The sequence below is a fragment of the Stenotrophomonas maltophilia genome (assembly GCF_004920835.1).
Lineage (GTDB): Bacteria > Pseudomonadota > Gammaproteobacteria > Xanthomonadales > Xanthomonadaceae > Stenotrophomonas > Stenotrophomonas maltophilia_AQ.
On the sequence record NZ_QFHO01000003.1, the window covers coordinates 196326 to 212008 of the forward strand.

A 15683-nucleotide genomic window follows, 5' to 3' on the forward strand; every position below is an offset into this window, starting at 1 on the left:
AGCAGGCCGGGCGCTGGGCGCGCGACTCCTGCCGCAGTCGGGAATCGGCACCGCGGTACGAGATGGGGCAGGACGGTGTGAGGCGGCGCCGCCGCTGGCAGGCCGGGTGGGACAAGCGGGACCAGGAACTGAGCGCGGCACGCCGCAGCACCACGAGGAACAGACGCTGATGGACTTCACCAAGTACAGCACACGCAGCAAGTTCTCCAAGGAGATCAACGCCGGCTACTCGGCGCGGCTGAACGGCCAGCTCCTGAGCGACAACCCGCACCTGGTCTGGATCGAATGCGAGGCCGAGGACGGCGCCAACCGCAGGGCGGGACCGCTGAGCGAGAAGGCGGAAGCCTGGCAGCACGGCTGGTGGCTGGCCGACCAGGGCGCGCGCTGATGAAGGGGAGGGCACTGCTTCAGCAGTTCACGACTGACGAGCTTCTAGAGGAGCTTGTTCGCCGGCGGACGCAGAAGACCAAGAACCTTGAGGGCGTGCCGAGCTGCGAGGACTGCAAGCACTTCAAGTTCTGGACCAACACGGGCGATGCACCCCGGTCCTACAACCCCTGCGCCAAGAAGATGCAGATGAGCTTCGACATGCCGGAAGAGTGGGAGGGGCCACATGCCGGCATCGGCTACTACCGCCGGGTTTGCCAGCACCGAGCAGCGGTAGAGGAGGCGCGCTGATGTGGTCGAAGGCACCGCCGCCGACGAAGGAAGAGGGCGTCCGTATCCAGTTGGCCAAGACAGGGCCGTGCATGGCCTGCCTGGTGCTGCTGGAGCAGCAGCTGCTGGAGCCGGAGCTAGTGGTCTATGGCTGCGACTACAACCACGCGAAGAGCGGGAACCTGCGGCGCGGCCACATGTTCGGCTACGCGCTCTGCAAGTGGCACCACATGCGGCATCCGCTGGAGGGCAACACCTTCGCGACGATGCGCCAGATCTACGGCCCGAGCCTGATGGATGGCTCGCGGACCTTCCACGAGACGTACGGCTCGGATGACGAGCTGATTGCGAACCAGACGTACATCAACGAACTGAGGAATGGCACCAATGGCTAACACCGGAATGGCAGACAGGGTGCGCGGCGTGTTCGAGACGCGCAAAGCTGAAGCGATTGGCCACGCGCAGCTGTTTGAGGTGCTGGGGCTGTCCGCCGCGTGCCTTAGCGCCGAGCGAAACGCCGTGCGGGACCAGCTGAAACACCTGGTGAATTGCGGCTATCTGACGAAGACGGGACACCGGTCGACGGCAGCGTATCGATACAGCGGACAGGGCATGCGTTTCCAGAAGGCAACGGCAGAAGAACTTCGCGAGCGGCGCCTCGAGCGTGGCCGCGCCTACCGAGCAAAGAATGCCGCACAGCCGAAGGCGCCGCGGGTGGACAAGATGACCATCAACCGGTCGCGTGTGGCGCTGCTGGCGGACCTGGCGCCGGCCAAGCCGTGGGGCAAGGAGAAGGACGGCCAGCGGCCGGCCGAGACGGTGGAGCAGTTCGAGGCACGCGGCGGGCAGGTGCAGCGCCTGACGGCCAGCTGGGAGCAAGCAGCATGAACTCGCCAACGTTGAAACCATGCCCTTTCTGCGGTGCACCTGGCCAGATGCTCGGCAGCGCCGACAAAGGTTGGCACGTCTGGTGCACGGGTGATGAAGAGGCTTGCAGCCCTAGCCCGATGACGCATATCGCTTGGTCTCCGACCGCAGCCGCCGAGTACTGGAACAAGCGGGTGGCAGCCACAGTGGACTGGAGGCCGATCGCGGACGCTCCGCAGGACGGCACGCGCCTGATGCTGTGGGACTCGGTGAGCAAGCGGCCGGTGTTCGGGAGCTGGCGGGGTGACAACCCGGCGATCACGCACTATGCGGCCCAGCCGGCCGGCCCGGGGGTCCCATGAGTCAGCAACCCGCCGATCACCACCACAACCGCGAGCCCGGCTGGCCGGCTTGGGGCCGGCAGAACCTCACGCTTACTGCCGCGCTGCGGATGGTCCGCATGTACGGGGACCGCATTCCGTCGGTTGCACAGCTGCGCGCGGACTTCGGCGTCAGCCGTGCGACGGCATTCCGTTGGCGCGCGGCCTTCCGCGATGCTATCGAGCAGAACGAGGCCGCCCATGCAGGCTGACAGCGCGCTGGAGTTGGTGCTTCCCTGGCCGAGCAAGGATCTTTCGCCGAACGCTCGCGTGCACTTCCTGGTAAAGGCCCGGGCTACGAAGCTGGCCCGGCAGACGGCGGCGGTGCTGGCGAACGAGGCGGGCTGGCGCGGAATGGTGCTCCCGCCAGGCCGGCTGCACCTGTGGATCGACTGCTACCAGGCGCCGGGCAAGAAGCTGCCTGACGACGACAACATGACCGGCCGCTGCAAGCCATACCGCGACGGAATCGCCCAGCTGCTCGGGATCGATGACGGGCGGTTCCAAGGGCATCTGTCCGTGCATGAAGAACGGCGGCCTCGCGGTCAGGTCGTGGTGCGGATTACGGGCGGGCCGGCGGCGGCCGGCCACTCAACGACAGGGGAACGGGCATGAATCCACGAGAGACGATGGCGCGGCTGGGGCCAACCACGGTGAAGTTCGACATCGGCCGGGGAGGCGGGAAGCCCGACCTGACGAACCAGGACATCGCCGCTGCGCTTGGGATGGTGCCGGCCGGGCTGGGCCGAGAGCTGCTGGAGGCTTGCTGGTGGCCGGATGGCGCTGCGCTGCGCCGGCACAAACTGCGGGACGCGGTGATCGCGCTGGTGACGCCGGAGCTGCAGCGACAGCAGCGCCGGCTGGCTGAGGCCCGGACGGATGTCGGCCTGGCCGAGGTGTGCATGGGGTGGGGCGGCGCGGCGACGGCGGAGCAGCGGGCCAACCGCGACGCTGCCCAGCAGCGGCTCGGCCGGGTGAAGGCGCAATGCTGGCCGATCAGCACCTTGGAGTCTCTGCCGACCCTGGCGGCGGCGGTGATCAGCGAGATTGCCAAGCGGCCGCATTGCGCGGCCTGCGAGGGCAGGGGCCAGGCGATGCTTGGGGAACTGCTGGTGCCGTGCAAGGTGTGCGGCGGGTCGGGGCTCGGACAGGTCAGCGATCGCCGCCGAGCGGCCGCTATCGGCCGGGATGAGTCCACCTACCGAGCGAAGTGGCGCGGCGTCTACGAGTGGCTGCTGCAAAAGATGACCGAGGCGGAGCAGGAGGCCGCCTGGGCGCTTATGATTGCTCTCGACAGGGGGGATGGAGCTGCAGCCTGATGGATACCAGGATTAACCGCCGCAGCTTGGCGGTGTTCATGCTTACCGGGGCCATGTGGGTCTTTGTCAGGAGGCCGATCGTGGTCTTGACGGCTGCGATCTTGTGCTATCTGAACTGGCAGCACTGGTTCGGGGTTAGGCCATTGCGGCTCTATGAACTGCTGGATGTATTGGGGAGCAAGACGGAGGCTACTATCGCGGCGGCTGGTCTCCTGGTTGCAATCGCATCGATAACCGCTTTCCGTCATGTAAAACGCCTCGACCTCGAGCTTGCTGCAGCTGCAGCCATTACGGCGATAATCCGCGATGCCTCCGCCGTCTTCTCGAGGATTAGGCTCTATTGTGATGCTCTAGTGGAGGCCAAAGAGGCCTATCTGGAAGTGGTCGATGCGACTGGAAAGACGCCCATCCAGTCGCAGCGCGACCGCGAGAAACTTAACTTGGCGTGGGCGATGGTCATGAAGCGTGTCGAGAAGATGCGTGAGGATCAGGAAGCGGTGTGGGAGATCGCTCGCCGCTTGATCGATATGAACGACCAGCATGGCGCGATTATTCGGACAAAGGTCCTCACGCCTTGGTTGCTGGAACGCGCGCTGTATCATGCGGAGACGCTGGCTAGTGGGATGGTGTTTCCAATGCCAAACCAGGGCGAGTCAGCGCGGACCTTTATTCCCTCGTATTTTTTGATCGGCGCCAAGCAGGTCGCGGATTACATCGCGTTGGATGAGAAGCACCGCATGAGGCTGTTGGGCTTCTTAGGGGGTGCATCAGCCATAGGTTCCTCTTCAGTAGCGCCGGTATCTCTGATAACGGCCCTTCGAACTGCGGGCCAGCTATGGCGATTGTGAGTGCGGGATTGCTACTCCCGCACTTTTGAGGCTAGATTCACTACCATCGCGCACGACCCGACCCCGGCTACCCAGCTGGGGTTTTTCATTTCCGGACCCGCCATGATCCTGACCGCCTTGACAATCCAGCAGGCGGTCGGCTGCAGTGCCGCCGTCGCCGCCCAGTGGGCGCAGCCCCTGACCGACGCCTGCACGGCGTTCGGCATCAGCACCCCGAAGCGAGTGGCAGCGTTCCTGGCGCAGGTCGGGCACGAGTCGGCGAGCCTGACCAGGACCGTCGAGAACCTGAACTATGGTGCGCAGGGCATGGCCGACACTTGGCCGAGCCGCTACGCCGTCGACCCCAAGGCCAAGCCGAGGAAGCCGAACGACCTAGCGCGCGCGCTGGAGCGGAAGCCGGTCGCGATCGGCAACAACGCGTATGCCAACCGGCTGGGCAATGGCTCGGAGGCGAGCGGCGATGGCTACCGTTACAGGGGCCGTGGTCCGATCCAGAACACTGGCCGCGCCAACTACGCGGCGATCCGTGATGCGCTTCGCGCCATGGGCATCAATGGCGTGCCTGACTTCGAGGCCCAGCCTGAAGCGCTGGAGCAGCCGAAGTGGGGTGCCTTGGCAGCAGCGACGTTCTGGGATTCTCGGAACCTCAACAGGCTGGCGGATGCCGGCCGATTCGACGAGATCACGGCCCGGGTGAACGGTGGCCAGGTTGGAGCGGCGGACCGGCGTTCGCGGTACTACCGCGCGCTGAAGGTGCTTGGGGCATGACGATGGAAGCCCAGCCGAGCCAGGACGGCCGCACCAAGATCTCCCTGGGACCGGTGGAGCGCTGGATTGCACTGGTCATCGCCGGTGCCATCGTCAGCATCGGTTACTGGCTGGTGGGTTCAATGCAGTCTGTTCTAACCCAGCAGCAGGTAACGAACCAGCAGATCACCGGGCTGCAGCAGCAGCTGCAAATCATGAACACCCAGTTGGCGGACGTGCCGGCGCTGAAGCTGGAGTTGGCCAAGCAGGCCGTGCAGGTAGAGCAGAACAAGGCAGACATCCGCGAGCTGAAGCAGCTCAGGGGGCTGAAGTGAAGAACGTGAAACTCACCAGCGACCGGCGCCATTTCTGGCGATTCTGGTCGGTTCGTCTGTCGCTGCTGGCCGGCATCATCAGCGCCACCGCGCTGGGCATCATCGGCGCCTATGTGCTGCTGCCTGCGGATTGGCTGCCGGTGGTGCACGACGGGTTCAAGCAGGCCGTGGCTTATTCCGCCCTGGCATCGGCCGGCGTCACCTCGTTCCTGGCTGCGGTGTCCCGCATCTTCGTGCAGCCCAAGCTGAGCAACGGCGATGCTGATCCCTGACCCGCTGCGGCCCTACGTGGGCCTGATCCGCGTGGCGCTGTGGGTTGCCGCACTGGGCGCTGTCCTGCTGATGGGCGCCCGGCTCGGGTCGGACTACCGGGCCAAGAAGGACCAGGCCATGATCGCTTCCGCCGAGAGGCAGCGCGACAAGGCCCAGGCCGATGCCGACGAGAACCTGCGCGCAGCCAACGCCTGCGGCCAGCTGCTGCAGGAGGTCAACCGCCAGACCCAGCGAGCGATCGACGAGGCCACCCGCCAGCAGCAGGCAGCCAAGGAGGCCGCACGCCTGGCCGAGGCTGCAGCAGCACAGAGCAAGCGCCGCGCCACCCAAGCCGAGCAGACCCTGCAGGCGGCCAAGAACCAGCCGGGTTGCCGGCAGCAGTTGGAGCAGACCCTATGCGACGCCATTCCGTTGCTGTGATCGTGGCCACGGCCTTGCCGCTGTGCGGGTTCGGCAGCTGTAGCAAGGTCCAGAAGGCGGACATCCCGCAGACCGTGTACGTCACCGTCGAGCGCACCGTGGCTGTGCCGGCGGCGCTGACCGCCCGCTGCCCTGTGAAGCGCGCAACGCAACGCACCATCGAGAGCGTGGTGTCGGCCTACAACGCCAACGTGGCCAGCCTGGAGCAATGCAACGGGCAGCTGGGTGCCATCGAGAAGCTGGCGCCTGCCGGTGACCAGCAGCGGGTGAAGCCATGAGCATTCGGCCTTGGAATCCTGAGTCGGCCGCCCGGCTGATGCGTGTTGAAGAAAAACTGGACTCCCTCATCGATGCGCTGGCCGCCGAGGGTGAGGAAGAGCAGGACGAGCCGCTCCGCAGCCTGGACGGTGAGCTGGTGCCCGGTGAGCGCGACCAGTCGCAGAGCCTCGGCTGATGGGCACGCGCGAGCACATTCACTGCCGAGACGATGGCCGAGGCCGGCGCAGGGTGCTGGTAGACGGTCAGGTTGTGGAGCAGGCGTTCTACGCGGATACCCGCAAGGGTGTGGTGCGCTACTACGTGAAGCCCCTGCGTGTGCACAAGCACGGCAAGCGAGCCATCAGCAGGACCCTTCGCGGCAAGGTCGAAGTGGAGTTCCCTGATGGCTAGGTTCCCAGGTCGCCACCGGCCGATGCCCCAGTTGGCGCCGGTGCATGTGGCTCAGTCCGCGCCTGAGAACTATGGCAAAGGACGCGGCGGTCGGCCCTGGCGTCGCAAGCGTGAGGCGGTGATGGCGCGAGACTTGTACCTGTGCCAGCCGTGTCGCGCCGCCGGTCGCATCCGTCAGGCGGAAGAGGTCGACCACGTTGTGCCGCAGGCAGAAGGCGGCACGGATGCGTTGGACAACCTGCAGGCGATCTGCTGCGAATGCCACGGCACGAAGACCAAGGCAGAGGCAGCACGAGGCGCGAATCGTTCTCATCCATTCCTCTCGAAGCGATGAATGCGAGCGATTCGCATCGCATACCCCGGGGGGAGGGGAAAAAGTTCGAAGCGTTCCCCTCGGACACCGGCCGCTCAGTCGTTTTTTTGCACCGTCAATTCAGAAAATTCAGTTTTTGAGGCCTGTCTATGTCCCGCCCCCGCAAGCCGACAGCGCTGAAGGTGGTGGCCGGCACAGACCGGCCGGACCGAGAAGCGCCAGCCGCGGCTGAACTCCCCCTGGTGTCCGACGTTCCACCGGCACCGGACTGGTTGCCCAACGCACACGCACACAAGGAATGGGAGCGACTTGCACCAATCCTCCATGCAAACAAGCTGCTGACCGAGGCCGGCCTGTCTGCACTCGGCCAGCTCTGCGCCCTCCATGGGAAGACTGTCCAGCTGTACGCCGCCGGCGAGGCACCGGTTGCATCGATGGTTGCCCAGCTGCGCGGGCTGATGAATGACTTTGGCCTGACGCCGGTGGCGCAGGGAAAGGTGAAACCGAATGGCGACACGGCAAAGCCGAGCAACGCGTTCGCCGCGCTCGGAAAGCCCCGCGCCGCCGGAAAATGACTACGTCGATGTCGCAATCGCGTATGCGAAGGCGGCTGCCGCAGATAGGGGAGGCAGGTTCGGCAGGCTGATTAAGCTGGCTGCGAAGCGATTCCTGGACGATCTGAAGCGCGCCAAGAGGAAGGGGGCACCGTTCACTTTCTCGCGCGATCACGCCAATCACGCCTGCAGCTGGATCGAACTGCTCCCACACGTGGAGGGCAAGTGGGAGACGCCGGAAATCCGGCTTCACCCGTCCCACGTGTGGTTCGTGGTTCAGTTGTTCGGGTTCCGCAAGCCGGATGGAACACGCCGATTCACGTCTGCACTGTTTGCAGTCGCGCGCAAGAACGCGAAGTCGACGCTGTCGGCAGCCATCCTGCTGTACTGCGAGTGCTGTGAGGAGGAAGAGGGCGCTCAGGTCATTTCGGCAGCTACCACTGGCAGCCAGGCGCGGATCATCTTCAACGTGGCCAAGCGAATGGCCGAGAAGAAGGCGGACCTACGGGAAGCCTACGGGCTTGAGTGCTGGGCCAATGCGATCAGTCGCGTCGAGACCGGTGCGACGTTCAAGCCGATCAACGCCAAGGCGTCGACGCAGGACGGCCTGAATCCGTCCCACGTTGGTCTCGACGAGATCCACGCGCACAAGACGCCCGATCTGCTGAACGTCTTGCAGTCGGCGGCCGGCGCGCGCCGGAATCCTCTCTGGTTGTTCACGACCACAGAGGGTTACGCGAACCCCGGTCCATGGTCGGAAATACGGCAGTTCGCCACACAGTTGTTGGAGGGCGTGTTCGGCGACGCCGCCGATCACTTCCTGGCCATCTTCTTCGCGGTGGACAAGGACGACCGCGACTTTGACGAGAAGGCTTGGCACAAGGCCAATCCGTTGATGGACGTGAACCCCCATCTGCTGGCGGCGATCAGGAAGGAGTCGATCGAAGCCAAGGCGATGCCTTCGAAGCTCGCCGAGTTCCAGATCAAGCGGCTGAACCGTCCAGCTGCGGCAGCGAATGGCTTCATCCTGCTGCCGAAGTGGAACGCATGCCACGGCGTGGTCGATCTGGACGCGCTGAAGGACGTTCCCTGCTGGGGTGGGCTTGACTTGGCCAGCACGCGCGACCTTGCATCGCTGCGGTTGGTCTGGCGCTTGGACGACAAGATCATCACTTGGGGCCGCCGCTGGGTGCCTGAGTCGGCAGTGGCGCAGCGCACCGAGCGCGGCACTGTCCCGTATGCGGGCTGGGTCGCGGCCGGGTTGCTGGAGCAGACCGGGGGCGAGGTCACCGACTACGCGGTGATAGAGCAGGCGGTTCTGGACGTGCACGAGCGCTTCAACCTGCAGTCGCTTGCGTTCGATCGCTGGAATGCGACTGAGATGGTCAGCCGGCTGGTAACTGCAGAGGTTCCGCTGGTTGAGTTCATCCAGGGCACGAAGTCCTACCACCCGGCAATGGTGGAGCTGGAGCGCGCCTATATCGCCAAGCGGTTGGTGCACGACGGTGACCCTGTGCTGGCCTGGTGCGCGGCCAACTTGGTCGCTCGCAAAGACGTGAACTTGAACATGGCGCCGGACAAGCGCCGGTCCGCGGACAAGATCGATGACATGACCGCGTTGCTGATGGCCCTCGGTGTGAGTCTTACCACCAGCACTGAGCAGCCGATTGACGATTTCCTAAATAGCCCGGTGATCGGATGAAAATGACGAAGAAGCCAGGGCGCCTGCGCGCTGCTGCGCTCAAGTGGCTCGGCGTTCCGATCCACCTCACTGATGGCGACTTCTGGGCTGAGTTCTTTGGATCGAGCTCGGCGGCCGGTGTGGCGGTGAATCATCAGACCGTGCTGAAGCTTTCGGCCGTATGGTCATGCGTTCGGCTGATCTCGGAGACTATTTCGACGCTTCCGCTCTCGATGTACGAGAAGACGAGTAGCGGTAAGCGAGTGGCCAGCCAACACCCTCTGCAGTTCATCTTGCACGATCAGCCCAATGCAGACACGACCGCTGCTGTCCACTGGGAGGCGAGCGTGGCGGCCATGTTGCTGCGCGGTAACGCGCGCTGCGAAAAGCTGATGATTGGTGGCCGGTTGGTGGGCCTGCAGTTTCTGCATCCGGACCGGCTGACCTGGTTCCGGCGCGACGGGGTCAAAGTATGGAGGTACACCGACGAGAACGGCCGACAACGGGAGATCCCGAACGAACGCGTTTGGGGCATTCCGGGGTTCTCCCTGGACGGTAAGGAGGGCGTCTCAGTCATTGGCTACGGTGCAGAGGTATTCGGCGCCGCCATCGGCGCTGACATGGCGGCAAGCTCAACGTTCTCCAAGGGGTTGATGCCGACCACGGCCATTTCCTACCCGAGCACGCTTAAGCCCGAACAGCGAAAAGAGGCGAGGGAAACGCTGGAAACGCTGAGCGGGGCCGTGAATGCTGGGCGACCAGTCATTCTGGAAGCGGGGTCTGATATCAAGACGATTGGTATCAACCCGGCCGACGCCCAGCTGCTCGAATCACGTGCGTTCTCGGTAGAGGAGATCTGTCGCTGGTTCCGTGTTCCTCCGTTCATGGTTGGTCACGCCGAGAAGTCGACCAGTTGGGGCACCGGAATCGAGCAGCAGATGATCGGCTTTCTGACATTCACGCTTGGCCCTTGGCTCCGCCGGATTGAGCAGGCGATTAGCAAGGACCTTTTGACACCCTCAGAGCGCACCCGGTACTACCCGAAGTTCGCAGTCGAAGGGCTTCTGCGCTCCGACAGCGCTGGGCGCGCTTCCTTCTACGCGGCCATGGTCAACAACGGGATCCTGACGCGCGACGAAGTCCGCGAGTTGGAGGATCGTGAGCCGATGGGTGGCAATGCTGCGGTGCTGACGGTGCAGACCGCCTTGGCGCCGCTGGACAAGCTGGGGCAGGCCGAAGACGGCAACGCAGCACGCGCGTCGATGCGCGCCTTTCTTGGCGTCTCCGACGCCACCACCAAGGAGTAACCGATGACCATCCGTGCAACCCCGGGCGTTCCAAGCGGACGGCCGCAGATGGATGTGCGCAGCTATATCGCACCCTCCGCGTTTGAGCGCTGGGATTCCAGCATCCGCGCTGCGGCCGACGATCAGGAAGACCGGACTATCGGCATCTACGACGTGATCGGTGAGGACTGGTGGACCGGCGGCGGCTTCACTGCGAAGCGTATGTCTGCGGCACTGCGCTCGCTGGGCAAGGGGCCGGTCACCGTTGCCATCAACTCTCCGGGCGGCGACATGTTCGAAGGCTTGGCGATGTACTCGATGCTCCGTGAGCACCCCGGAGAGGTAACCGTAAAGGTGATGGGCATTGCCGCCTCAGCTGCTTCTATCGTCGGCATGGCCGGCGACAAGATTCAAATCGCCAGGGCTGGATTCCTGATGATCCACAACTGCTGGCTTCTTGCGGCCGGGAACCGTCACGAGCTGCGCGAAATCGCTGACCAGCTCGAGCCGTTCGATCAGGCGATGGCCGACGTGTACGCGGCCAGGACTGGCGAAGACGTCAAGGCCATGCAAAAGCTCATGGATCGCGAGTCCTACATCGGCGGCAGTGCTGCTGTTTCCCAAGGCTTCGCCGATTCGCTGCTCGATTCCGACGAGATCGGAAAGGCCGACGACAGCAAGAACGCATCTGCCGTCCGCCGCATGGAAGCCGCGCTGCGGGCCTCTGGAATGCCCAAGTCGGAGGCCATGCGGCTGATCAGCCAGTTCAAGTCCAGCGCGGGTGATCCCGCTGGCAGCGGTGAGGGCGAGCCCACCGAACACGGTCAGCGTGACGCTGCCGGCTTCACGACCACTGCGGCATTGGCCGCCAACCTCACCACCATCCTGTAAGGAGAGCCTCCATGGCCCAGATCGACGACGACATCAAGAACATCAACGCCAGCCTCGGGCAGGTGAACGAGCAGCTGAAGAAGCACGCCGAGCAGGCGAAGGCCGATATCAACGCCCACGCGCAGCTGTCCGAAGAAACCAAGGCCAAGGTCGACCAGCTGCTGGTCTCCCAGGGTGAGCTGCAGGCCAATCTGCAGGCCGCCCAGCAGGTCATCGCCAAGCTGGAGCAGGGCGGCGGCGTCCCAGCCAAGGCCCTGACCATCGGCGAAGTGGTTGCCTCGTCCGATGCCTGCAAGAGCTTCAACCCGGGTATGCAGGGCAGCTTCACCGTCAAAGCAGCCATCACCCGCGACGACGCGTCGGCCGGCACGCTGATCCAGCCGCAGCGCGTTCCGGGCATCGTGGCGACCCCGAACCAGCGCCTGTTCCTGCGCGACCTGCTGACCTGGGGCACCACCACCTCGGACAGCATCGAATACGTCCGGGAGACCGGCTTCACCAACAACGCGGACGTGGTGGCCGAGAACCCGACCAATCCGAAGCCGGAGTCGGATCTGGCGTTCGAGCTGGACTCGGCCAAGATCACCACCATCGCCCACTGGATCCGCGCGTCCAAGCAGGTGCTGCGTGATGCCGGCCAGCTGCAGGCCTACATCAATGGCCGTCTGATGTACGGCCTGAAGCTGAAGGAAGAAGCGCAGCTGCTGAAGGGTTCGGGCGTCGGTTTGAACATCAACGGCCTCTACACCCAGGCCACGACCTATGCGAACCCGGGTGTGACCGTGCAGAACGAGACGGCCATCGATCGTCTGCGCATCGCCATGCTGCAGGTAACCCTGGCCGAGTACGAAGCCGATGGCATCGTGCTGAACCCGATCGACTGGACCACCATCGAGCTGTCGAAGACCACCGAGAACGCCTACCTGTTCGCCACCCCGCGTGGCCTGGCCGTCCCCGGCCTGTGGGCGCGCCCGGTGGTGGCCACCAAGGCCATGGATCTGGGCGACTTCCTGACCGGTGCCTTCAAGATGGGTGCTCAGGGCTGGGACCGCGAGCAGGCGAACATCACCGTCTCCAACCAGGACCGCGACAACTTCGTCAAGAACATGGTCACCATCCTCTGCGAAGAGGACGTGGGCCTGACCGTGTTCCGTCCCGAGGCCTTCGTGAAGGGTGGCTTTGACGGCCTGCCTGTCACCGATGGCGCTGGTGCCGGCGGCTGATACCACGCGGCGCCCGGTACAACCGGGCGCTGCCCCTGACGAAGGATTCAGATAATGGCCAAGGTCATTGCGCTCACCTCGTTTGAACACCACGGGAGCCGCGGACGCGGCGCGGAGTTCGGTGTATCCACCCAACACGCGGACTTGCTGGTCAAGCGCGGACTCGTGAAGCTGGCTGGACAGGCCGCGGCTGCCGGCGGTGACTCGACCGCGGCGACTGGCAGGACCAGCGAAGGCGCTCAGCTCGTCCGCCAGAAGGCTGCCGATGCGATCGCGGCGATCGCGGCGGTGACCGACCTCGAACTGCTGGCCGCTGCCCTGAAGGCGGAGACTACCAAGGGTGATAAGGCCCGCGCTACGGTGGTCGAAGCGATCGAAACTGGCATCAATGCCGCCACGCTGGCGCAGGCCTGAGCCATGCAGTTGATCACCATTGAGCAGGCCCGGCAGCACTGCCGGGCCGATAGCGCCGACGACGCGATGCTGGAGTTGTATGGTGGCGCAGCCGAGGGCGCTGCACAGCAGTTCCTCAACCGTTCTGTTTTCCCTGACGCAGGCTCCATGGCCGCTGCCGTTCTAGCCGGCACCGCTGGGATCGATCCCATCCTAGTAAACGATTCTATCCGCGCCGCCATTCTTCTGATGCTGGGGCACTTGTACCGGACAAGGGAAGACGTGCAGGGCGGTGATGGGGCGACGATCCAGGTCCCGATGGGCGCGCACAGCCTGCTATGGCCGTATCGCATCGGACTCGGGGTCTGACATGAGCCTGGCAGCGGGAAAGCTCCGCCACCGCGTGCTGATCCAGCAGCAGGTGACCACCAAGGACGAAGACGGCGTGCAGACCACGACGTGGGTCGACGTGGCCACGGTGTGGGCTTCGGTTGAGCCGCTCTCGGCCCGCGAATTCATCCAGTCCGGGCAGACCCAATCGGCGGTCACGGCGCGCATCACCATGCGCCACCGCGATGGGCTGCTGCCGTCGATGCGCCTGATCCACCGCGGCGACATCTTCAACATTGCGGGCCTGCTGCCTGACAAGGCGTCTGGGCTGGAGTACATCACGATCCCGGTTTCGGCCGGCGTCAACGACGGGCAGTAGTCGACATGAAGGTCGAGTTCAACATCACCGGCATACCCGGCATCATCCGCACGCTGAGCAGCCTGCCGGCCGAGGTCGTGAGCAAGAAGGGCGGGCCGGTGAAGCTGGCGCTTGCCAAAGGAGCGCGATTCCTGCGCGACAAGGAGCGCCAGAACCTTCAGGCGGTGCTGGAGCCCGGCGACGAGTCCACCGGACTGCTGGCACAGAACATCATCGCCACGCGCGGCAAAGCGCCCAGCGACGGCAACGGTGAGCGCTACCTGGTCCGGATCAAGCGGAGGATGTATCCGGGCCGAAAGGGTGAGCAGGTCAGCACGCTGAAGTCGGCGCAGCTGAAGGAGTATGGCTCGGTGCGCCAGCCTGCGCGCTCATTCATCCGTCGAACGGTGAACGAGCGTGGCGAGGAAACGATCAACCTCGTGGTCGGCGACCTGACCGTAAGGATTGACCGACTGGTGGCGAAGTTGGCCCAGCAGAATCGGGGAGGCCGCTGATGTTCCCGAAGGTGTTTCGGACCATTCACACAACTTCCGTAGCCGGAATTGTCGGGGATCGCATCGGTCGCCACGGCTTTGTGGCACAGACCGAGAGTCGACCCTACATCACCTGGCAGATCATCAGCGGCCAGCCCTACGACAACCTCAGCAGCGCACCTGGTGGCGACGTCACCACAGTGCAGCTGGACTGCTACCACTCGACTGATGCCGGCGCCGAGCTGCTGGCGCTGGCTGTGCGCGAGGCGCTGGACGCCGGCCTGATCTGCAACCGGGTCGTGCTGAACAGCCGCGATTCTGAAACCAAGCTCTACCGGGTCGGCATGGAAGCCGACTTCATCGACCAGCGCTGAGCCGCTGGCACCACCCCCAACCAGCCGCCGCAAGGCGGTTTTTCTTTGACCAGAGGACTTTGCAATGACCGATGGCGTCATCAAAACCCAGGGGTCCGAGCTCTTCACCGTGGACAAGCTGAGTGCCAGCACCGCCTCGGTCCTGAAGTTCGAGTGCCCGACTGGCATCACCGGCCTGGGCGGCGCAGCCGACCAGATTGAATCCACCTGCCTGAGCACTGTCGGCGACAAAGAGTATGAGGGCGGGCTGGGCAATCCCGGCCAGGTCAGCGTGCCGTTCAACTTCATCCCGCGCAGCGGATCCCATCAGATCCTGTTCGATCTCAAGGAATCGCGAGAGGTCATTCCGTGGCTGATCGGTCTGAGCGACGGCGTTGCTGCCCCAACTCTTGGGACGAATGACGCCCTGGTGGCCCCGGCATCGCCGACGCGCACGTCCATCGGATTCGCTGGCTACGTGGCGGATCTGAACATCGACATCGCCACGAACGAGATCGTGCGCGGGACGCTGACCATCCAGCGCAGCGGCAGTGTCACTCCCCACTGGAACGGGCCGTACTCGGCCTGACGGCTCACACGTACACCTTTGGGGTGCCCGGCTCTGCGCGCCCAGCCGTCGCGTACCCGGCCCCCACCTACTGAGAACGGCTGATGGACAAGAGCAAGATCCTGACGAGCAATGCCCCCGTCGCGCGCGAGGTGAAGTTCAGCGACGGCACCACCGAGACCGTGCACTTCCGCCAGGTCAGCGCTGGCCAGATGCGCCGCTGGCGCGCAGCGGAAGCTTCCGGCAACGAGGACGAAACCTGCTTTGCCATGCAGCGCCTGGTGGCGGCCAGCCTGTGCGACGCTGACGGGAAGCTGGTGCTGAGCGAGGCTGAGTCGCAGAACCTGACGGCAAACGGCCTCACCGACCTTTTCCCCCACGTCATGGCTGTGGCCGGCATCGGTGATGACGCAAAAAAGTCCTCGCCGAGCGTGGACGCGAATACTTCGCCTGCATCCTAGGCCTCGCGCTCGGCAAGACGCTGGGGGAGATCGATGATCTCCCTGAGCCAGAGTTCCAACGGTGGCTGGCCTTCTACCAGCTCTATCCCTTCGATGACCTTCACCGCTATCACCGACCTGCGGCACTGATCGGCGCCAGCTTCGGCGGATCGTTCCAGAAGAACCTCGACTTCCTGCAGCCGGCGCCGGTTGCCCATGAATTCCCCGACGCCGACCTGCGCACCCTCGCAGCGTTCGGCTTGAAACCCCCGAGAGGCTGATCA

The 15683-nt window shown here is 64.5% G+C and carries 30 protein-coding genes; all 30 read left to right on the plus strand.

The genetic code is table 11. From position 1 onward, the window contains the following. Positions 1 to 169 precede the first annotated feature (169 nt). The 30 genes from DI041_RS03930 (at position 170) to DI041_RS21620 (ending at position 15680) form a co-directional block, all read left to right on the plus strand. On the plus strand, positions 170 to 388 hold the full coding sequence (locus DI041_RS03930) for a hypothetical protein (protein WP_136638162.1): 219 nt from the start codon (positions 170 to 172) through the stop codon (positions 386 to 388). After that, positions 388 to 678, plus strand: a complete 291-nt coding sequence (locus DI041_RS03935; RefSeq protein WP_136638161.1) for a hypothetical protein — start codon at positions 388 to 390, stop codon at positions 676 to 678. Before DI041_RS03930 ends, DI041_RS03935 begins: the two co-directional genes overlap by 1 nt. Continuing rightward, positions 678 to 1052: a Ref family recombination enhancement nuclease gene (locus DI041_RS03940; RefSeq protein ID WP_136638160.1), complete on the plus strand. Its 375-nt coding sequence runs from the start codon at positions 678 to 680 to the stop codon at positions 1050 to 1052. Before DI041_RS03935 ends, DI041_RS03940 begins: the two co-directional genes overlap by 1 nt. Beyond that, complete coding sequence (locus DI041_RS03945; RefSeq protein WP_136638159.1) at positions 1045 to 1545, plus strand: hypothetical protein; 501 nt, start codon at positions 1045 to 1047, stop codon at positions 1543 to 1545. Before DI041_RS03940 ends, DI041_RS03945 begins: the two co-directional genes overlap by 8 nt. Then, the gene (locus tag DI041_RS21565) at positions 1542 to 1886 is read left to right on the plus strand and encodes a Lar family restriction alleviation protein (RefSeq protein ID WP_369407446.1); all 345 of its coding nucleotides are present in this window, start codon (positions 1542 to 1544) and stop codon (positions 1884 to 1886) included. Before DI041_RS03945 ends, DI041_RS21565 begins: the two co-directional genes overlap by 4 nt. Continuing rightward, on the plus strand, positions 1883 to 2116 hold the full coding sequence (locus tag DI041_RS03950) for a helix-turn-helix domain-containing protein (RefSeq protein ID WP_136638158.1): 234 nt from the start codon (positions 1883 to 1885) through the stop codon (positions 2114 to 2116). Before DI041_RS21565 ends, DI041_RS03950 begins: the two co-directional genes overlap by 4 nt. Beyond that, positions 2106 to 2519 (plus strand): hypothetical protein, encoded by a 414-nt coding sequence (locus DI041_RS03955; protein ID WP_136638157.1) that lies wholly within the window; start codon positions 2106 to 2108, stop codon positions 2517 to 2519. The genes DI041_RS03950 and DI041_RS03955 overlap by 11 nt, the downstream gene beginning before the upstream one ends. Continuing rightward, positions 2516 to 3223, plus strand: coding sequence for a hypothetical protein (locus DI041_RS03960; protein ID WP_136638156.1), 708 nt, complete (start codon positions 2516 to 2518; stop codon positions 3221 to 3223). The genes DI041_RS03955 and DI041_RS03960 overlap by 4 nt, the downstream gene beginning before the upstream one ends. Further along, a complete protein-coding gene (locus DI041_RS03965) occupies positions 3223 to 4071 on the plus strand; it encodes a hypothetical protein (RefSeq protein WP_136638155.1) in 849 nt (282 codons plus the stop codon). Before DI041_RS03960 ends, DI041_RS03965 begins: the two co-directional genes overlap by 1 nt. A 102-nt stretch (positions 4072 to 4173) precedes the next feature. Then, positions 4174 to 4839: a glycoside hydrolase family 19 protein gene (locus tag DI041_RS03970; RefSeq protein ID WP_136638154.1), complete on the plus strand. Its 666-nt coding sequence runs from the start codon at positions 4174 to 4176 to the stop codon at positions 4837 to 4839. Further along, positions 4836 to 5153, plus strand: a complete 318-nt coding sequence (locus DI041_RS03975) for a hypothetical protein (protein ID WP_065427804.1) — start codon at positions 4836 to 4838, stop codon at positions 5151 to 5153. The genes DI041_RS03970 and DI041_RS03975 overlap by 4 nt, the downstream gene beginning before the upstream one ends. 5 nt (positions 5154 to 5158) lie before the next feature. Beyond that, the gene (locus DI041_RS03980) at positions 5159 to 5425 is read left to right on the plus strand and encodes a DUF7940 domain-containing protein (protein WP_136638153.1); all 267 of its coding nucleotides are present in this window, start codon (positions 5159 to 5161) and stop codon (positions 5423 to 5425) included. Next, positions 5412 to 5846: a hypothetical protein gene (locus tag DI041_RS03985; RefSeq protein ID WP_136638152.1), complete on the plus strand. Its 435-nt coding sequence runs from the start codon at positions 5412 to 5414 to the stop codon at positions 5844 to 5846. Before DI041_RS03980 ends, DI041_RS03985 begins: the two co-directional genes overlap by 14 nt. Then, positions 5822 to 6124, plus strand: a complete 303-nt coding sequence (gene lysC / locus DI041_RS03990; RefSeq protein ID WP_136638151.1) for an Rz1-like lysis system protein LysC — start codon at positions 5822 to 5824, stop codon at positions 6122 to 6124. Before DI041_RS03985 ends, lysC begins: the two co-directional genes overlap by 25 nt. Next, positions 6121 to 6300: a hypothetical protein gene (locus DI041_RS03995; protein WP_136638150.1), complete on the plus strand. Its 180-nt coding sequence runs from the start codon at positions 6121 to 6123 to the stop codon at positions 6298 to 6300. The genes lysC and DI041_RS03995 overlap by 4 nt, the downstream gene beginning before the upstream one ends. A 53-nt stretch (positions 6301 to 6353) precedes the next feature. Continuing rightward, complete coding sequence (locus DI041_RS21200) at positions 6354 to 6515, plus strand: hypothetical protein (RefSeq protein ID WP_169050317.1); 162 nt, start codon at positions 6354 to 6356, stop codon at positions 6513 to 6515. 121 nt (positions 6516 to 6636) lie between these two features. Next, the gene (locus DI041_RS21570; protein WP_180874299.1) at positions 6637 to 6849 is read left to right on the plus strand and encodes an HNH endonuclease; all 213 of its coding nucleotides are present in this window, start codon (positions 6637 to 6639) and stop codon (positions 6847 to 6849) included. A gap of 128 nt (positions 6850 to 6977) precedes the next feature. Next, positions 6978 to 7403 carry a P27 family phage terminase small subunit gene (locus DI041_RS04005; protein WP_136638148.1) on the plus strand — a complete coding sequence of 142 codons (426 nt, stop codon included), beginning with the start codon at positions 6978 to 6980 and terminating at the stop codon, positions 7401 to 7403. Continuing rightward, positions 7336 to 9084: a terminase large subunit gene (locus DI041_RS04010; RefSeq protein ID WP_136638147.1), complete on the plus strand. Its 1749-nt coding sequence runs from the start codon at positions 7336 to 7338 to the stop codon at positions 9082 to 9084. Before DI041_RS04005 ends, DI041_RS04010 begins: the two co-directional genes overlap by 68 nt. Beyond that, the gene (locus DI041_RS04015; protein ID WP_136638146.1) at positions 9081 to 10370 is read left to right on the plus strand and encodes a phage portal protein; all 1290 of its coding nucleotides are present in this window, start codon (positions 9081 to 9083) and stop codon (positions 10368 to 10370) included. Before DI041_RS04010 ends, DI041_RS04015 begins: the two co-directional genes overlap by 4 nt. Before the next feature lie 3 nt (positions 10371 to 10373). Beyond that, positions 10374 to 11240 carry a head maturation protease, ClpP-related gene (locus tag DI041_RS04020; protein WP_136638145.1) on the plus strand — a complete coding sequence of 289 codons (867 nt, stop codon included), beginning with the start codon at positions 10374 to 10376 and terminating at the stop codon, positions 11238 to 11240. Between the two features lie 11 nt (positions 11241 to 11251). Beyond that, complete coding sequence (locus tag DI041_RS04025) at positions 11252 to 12463, plus strand: phage major capsid protein (RefSeq protein ID WP_136638144.1); 1212 nt, start codon at positions 11252 to 11254, stop codon at positions 12461 to 12463. 54 nt (positions 12464 to 12517) lie between these two features. Next, positions 12518 to 12877, plus strand: coding sequence for a hypothetical protein (locus DI041_RS04030; RefSeq protein ID WP_136638143.1), 360 nt, complete (start codon positions 12518 to 12520; stop codon positions 12875 to 12877). Between the two features lie 3 nt (positions 12878 to 12880). Then, the gene (locus DI041_RS04035) at positions 12881 to 13225 is read left to right on the plus strand and encodes a head-tail connector protein (protein WP_136638142.1); all 345 of its coding nucleotides are present in this window, start codon (positions 12881 to 12883) and stop codon (positions 13223 to 13225) included. 1 nt (position 13226) lies between these two features. Next, the gene (locus DI041_RS04040) at positions 13227 to 13565 is read left to right on the plus strand and encodes a phage head closure protein (RefSeq protein WP_211195176.1); all 339 of its coding nucleotides are present in this window, start codon (positions 13227 to 13229) and stop codon (positions 13563 to 13565) included. A gap of 5 nt (positions 13566 to 13570) precedes the next feature. Then, on the plus strand, positions 13571 to 14059 hold the full coding sequence (locus DI041_RS04045) for a hypothetical protein (protein WP_136638141.1): 489 nt from the start codon (positions 13571 to 13573) through the stop codon (positions 14057 to 14059). Next, complete coding sequence (gp17, locus tag DI041_RS04050; protein ID WP_136638140.1) at positions 14059 to 14412, plus strand: tail completion protein gp17; 354 nt, start codon at positions 14059 to 14061, stop codon at positions 14410 to 14412. Before DI041_RS04045 ends, gp17 begins: the two co-directional genes overlap by 1 nt. A gap of 64 nt (positions 14413 to 14476) precedes the next feature. Further along, on the plus strand, positions 14477 to 14980 hold the full coding sequence (locus tag DI041_RS04055) for a phage tail tube protein (RefSeq protein ID WP_136638139.1): 504 nt from the start codon (positions 14477 to 14479) through the stop codon (positions 14978 to 14980). A gap of 83 nt (positions 14981 to 15063) precedes the next feature. Next, positions 15064 to 15420 (plus strand): phage tail assembly chaperone family protein, TAC, encoded by a 357-nt coding sequence (locus DI041_RS04060; RefSeq protein ID WP_136638138.1) that lies wholly within the window; start codon positions 15064 to 15066, stop codon positions 15418 to 15420. 65 nt (positions 15421 to 15485) lie between these two features. Then, positions 15486 to 15680, plus strand: coding sequence for a hypothetical protein (locus tag DI041_RS21620; protein WP_440862127.1), 195 nt, complete (start codon positions 15486 to 15488; stop codon positions 15678 to 15680). Positions 15681 to 15683 lie beyond the last annotated feature (3 nt).

Excerpts from the sequence above, each read along its gene's own strand:
- DI041_RS21570 (WP_180874299.1), top strand. The coding sequence starts at position 6,637 with ATGGCGCGAGACTTGTACCTGTGCCAGCCGTGTCGCGCCGCCGGTCGC.
- gp17 (WP_136638140.1), top strand. The coding sequence starts at position 14,059 with ATGTTCCCGAAGGTGTTTCGGACCATTCACACAACTTCCGTAGCCGGA.
- DI041_RS03995 (WP_136638150.1), top strand. The coding sequence starts at position 6,121 with ATGAGCATTCGGCCTTGGAATCCTGAGTCGGCCGCCCGGCTGATGCGT.
- DI041_RS03935 (WP_136638161.1), top strand. The coding sequence starts at position 388 with ATGAAGGGGAGGGCACTGCTTCAGCAGTTCACGACTGACGAGCTTCTA.
- DI041_RS03945 (WP_136638159.1), top strand. The coding sequence starts at position 1,045 with ATGGCTAACACCGGAATGGCAGACAGGGTGCGCGGCGTGTTCGAGACG.
- DI041_RS04040 (WP_211195176.1), top strand. The coding sequence starts at position 13,227 with ATGAGCCTGGCAGCGGGAAAGCTCCGCCACCGCGTGCTGATCCAGCAG.
- DI041_RS04055 (WP_136638139.1), top strand. The coding sequence starts at position 14,477 with ATGACCGATGGCGTCATCAAAACCCAGGGGTCCGAGCTCTTCACCGTG.
- DI041_RS03940 (WP_136638160.1), top strand. The coding sequence starts at position 678 with ATGTGGTCGAAGGCACCGCCGCCGACGAAGGAAGAGGGCGTCCGTATC.
- DI041_RS03930 (WP_136638162.1), top strand. The coding sequence starts at position 170 with ATGGACTTCACCAAGTACAGCACACGCAGCAAGTTCTCCAAGGAGATC.
- DI041_RS03950 (WP_136638158.1), top strand. The coding sequence starts at position 1,883 with ATGAGTCAGCAACCCGCCGATCACCACCACAACCGCGAGCCCGGCTGG.
- DI041_RS04015 (WP_136638146.1), top strand. The coding sequence starts at position 9,081 with ATGAAAATGACGAAGAAGCCAGGGCGCCTGCGCGCTGCTGCGCTCAAG.
- DI041_RS04045 (WP_136638141.1), top strand. The coding sequence starts at position 13,571 with ATGAAGGTCGAGTTCAACATCACCGGCATACCCGGCATCATCCGCACG.
- DI041_RS04010 (WP_136638147.1), top strand. The coding sequence starts at position 7,336 with ATGGCGACACGGCAAAGCCGAGCAACGCGTTCGCCGCGCTCGGAAAGC.
- DI041_RS04035 (WP_136638142.1), top strand. The coding sequence starts at position 12,881 with ATGCAGTTGATCACCATTGAGCAGGCCCGGCAGCACTGCCGGGCCGAT.
- DI041_RS03960 (WP_136638156.1), top strand. The coding sequence starts at position 2,516 with ATGAATCCACGAGAGACGATGGCGCGGCTGGGGCCAACCACGGTGAAG.
- DI041_RS04060 (WP_136638138.1), top strand. The coding sequence starts at position 15,064 with ATGGACAAGAGCAAGATCCTGACGAGCAATGCCCCCGTCGCGCGCGAG.
- DI041_RS04025 (WP_136638144.1), top strand. The coding sequence starts at position 11,252 with ATGGCCCAGATCGACGACGACATCAAGAACATCAACGCCAGCCTCGGG.
- DI041_RS21565 (WP_369407446.1), top strand. The coding sequence starts at position 1,542 with ATGAACTCGCCAACGTTGAAACCATGCCCTTTCTGCGGTGCACCTGGC.
- DI041_RS03955 (WP_136638157.1), top strand. The coding sequence starts at position 2,106 with ATGCAGGCTGACAGCGCGCTGGAGTTGGTGCTTCCCTGGCCGAGCAAG.
- lysC (WP_136638151.1), top strand. The coding sequence starts at position 5,822 with ATGCGACGCCATTCCGTTGCTGTGATCGTGGCCACGGCCTTGCCGCTG.
- DI041_RS04020 (WP_136638145.1), top strand. The coding sequence starts at position 10,374 with ATGACCATCCGTGCAACCCCGGGCGTTCCAAGCGGACGGCCGCAGATG.
- DI041_RS04005 (WP_136638148.1), top strand. The coding sequence starts at position 6,978 with ATGTCCCGCCCCCGCAAGCCGACAGCGCTGAAGGTGGTGGCCGGCACA.
- DI041_RS04030 (WP_136638143.1), top strand. The coding sequence starts at position 12,518 with ATGGCCAAGGTCATTGCGCTCACCTCGTTTGAACACCACGGGAGCCGC.
- DI041_RS03970 (WP_136638154.1), top strand. The coding sequence starts at position 4,174 with ATGATCCTGACCGCCTTGACAATCCAGCAGGCGGTCGGCTGCAGTGCC.
- DI041_RS03965 (WP_136638155.1), top strand. The coding sequence starts at position 3,223 with ATGGATACCAGGATTAACCGCCGCAGCTTGGCGGTGTTCATGCTTACC.
- DI041_RS03975 (WP_065427804.1), top strand. The coding sequence starts at position 4,836 with ATGACGATGGAAGCCCAGCCGAGCCAGGACGGCCGCACCAAGATCTCC.
- DI041_RS03985 (WP_136638152.1), top strand. The coding sequence starts at position 5,412 with ATGCTGATCCCTGACCCGCTGCGGCCCTACGTGGGCCTGATCCGCGTG.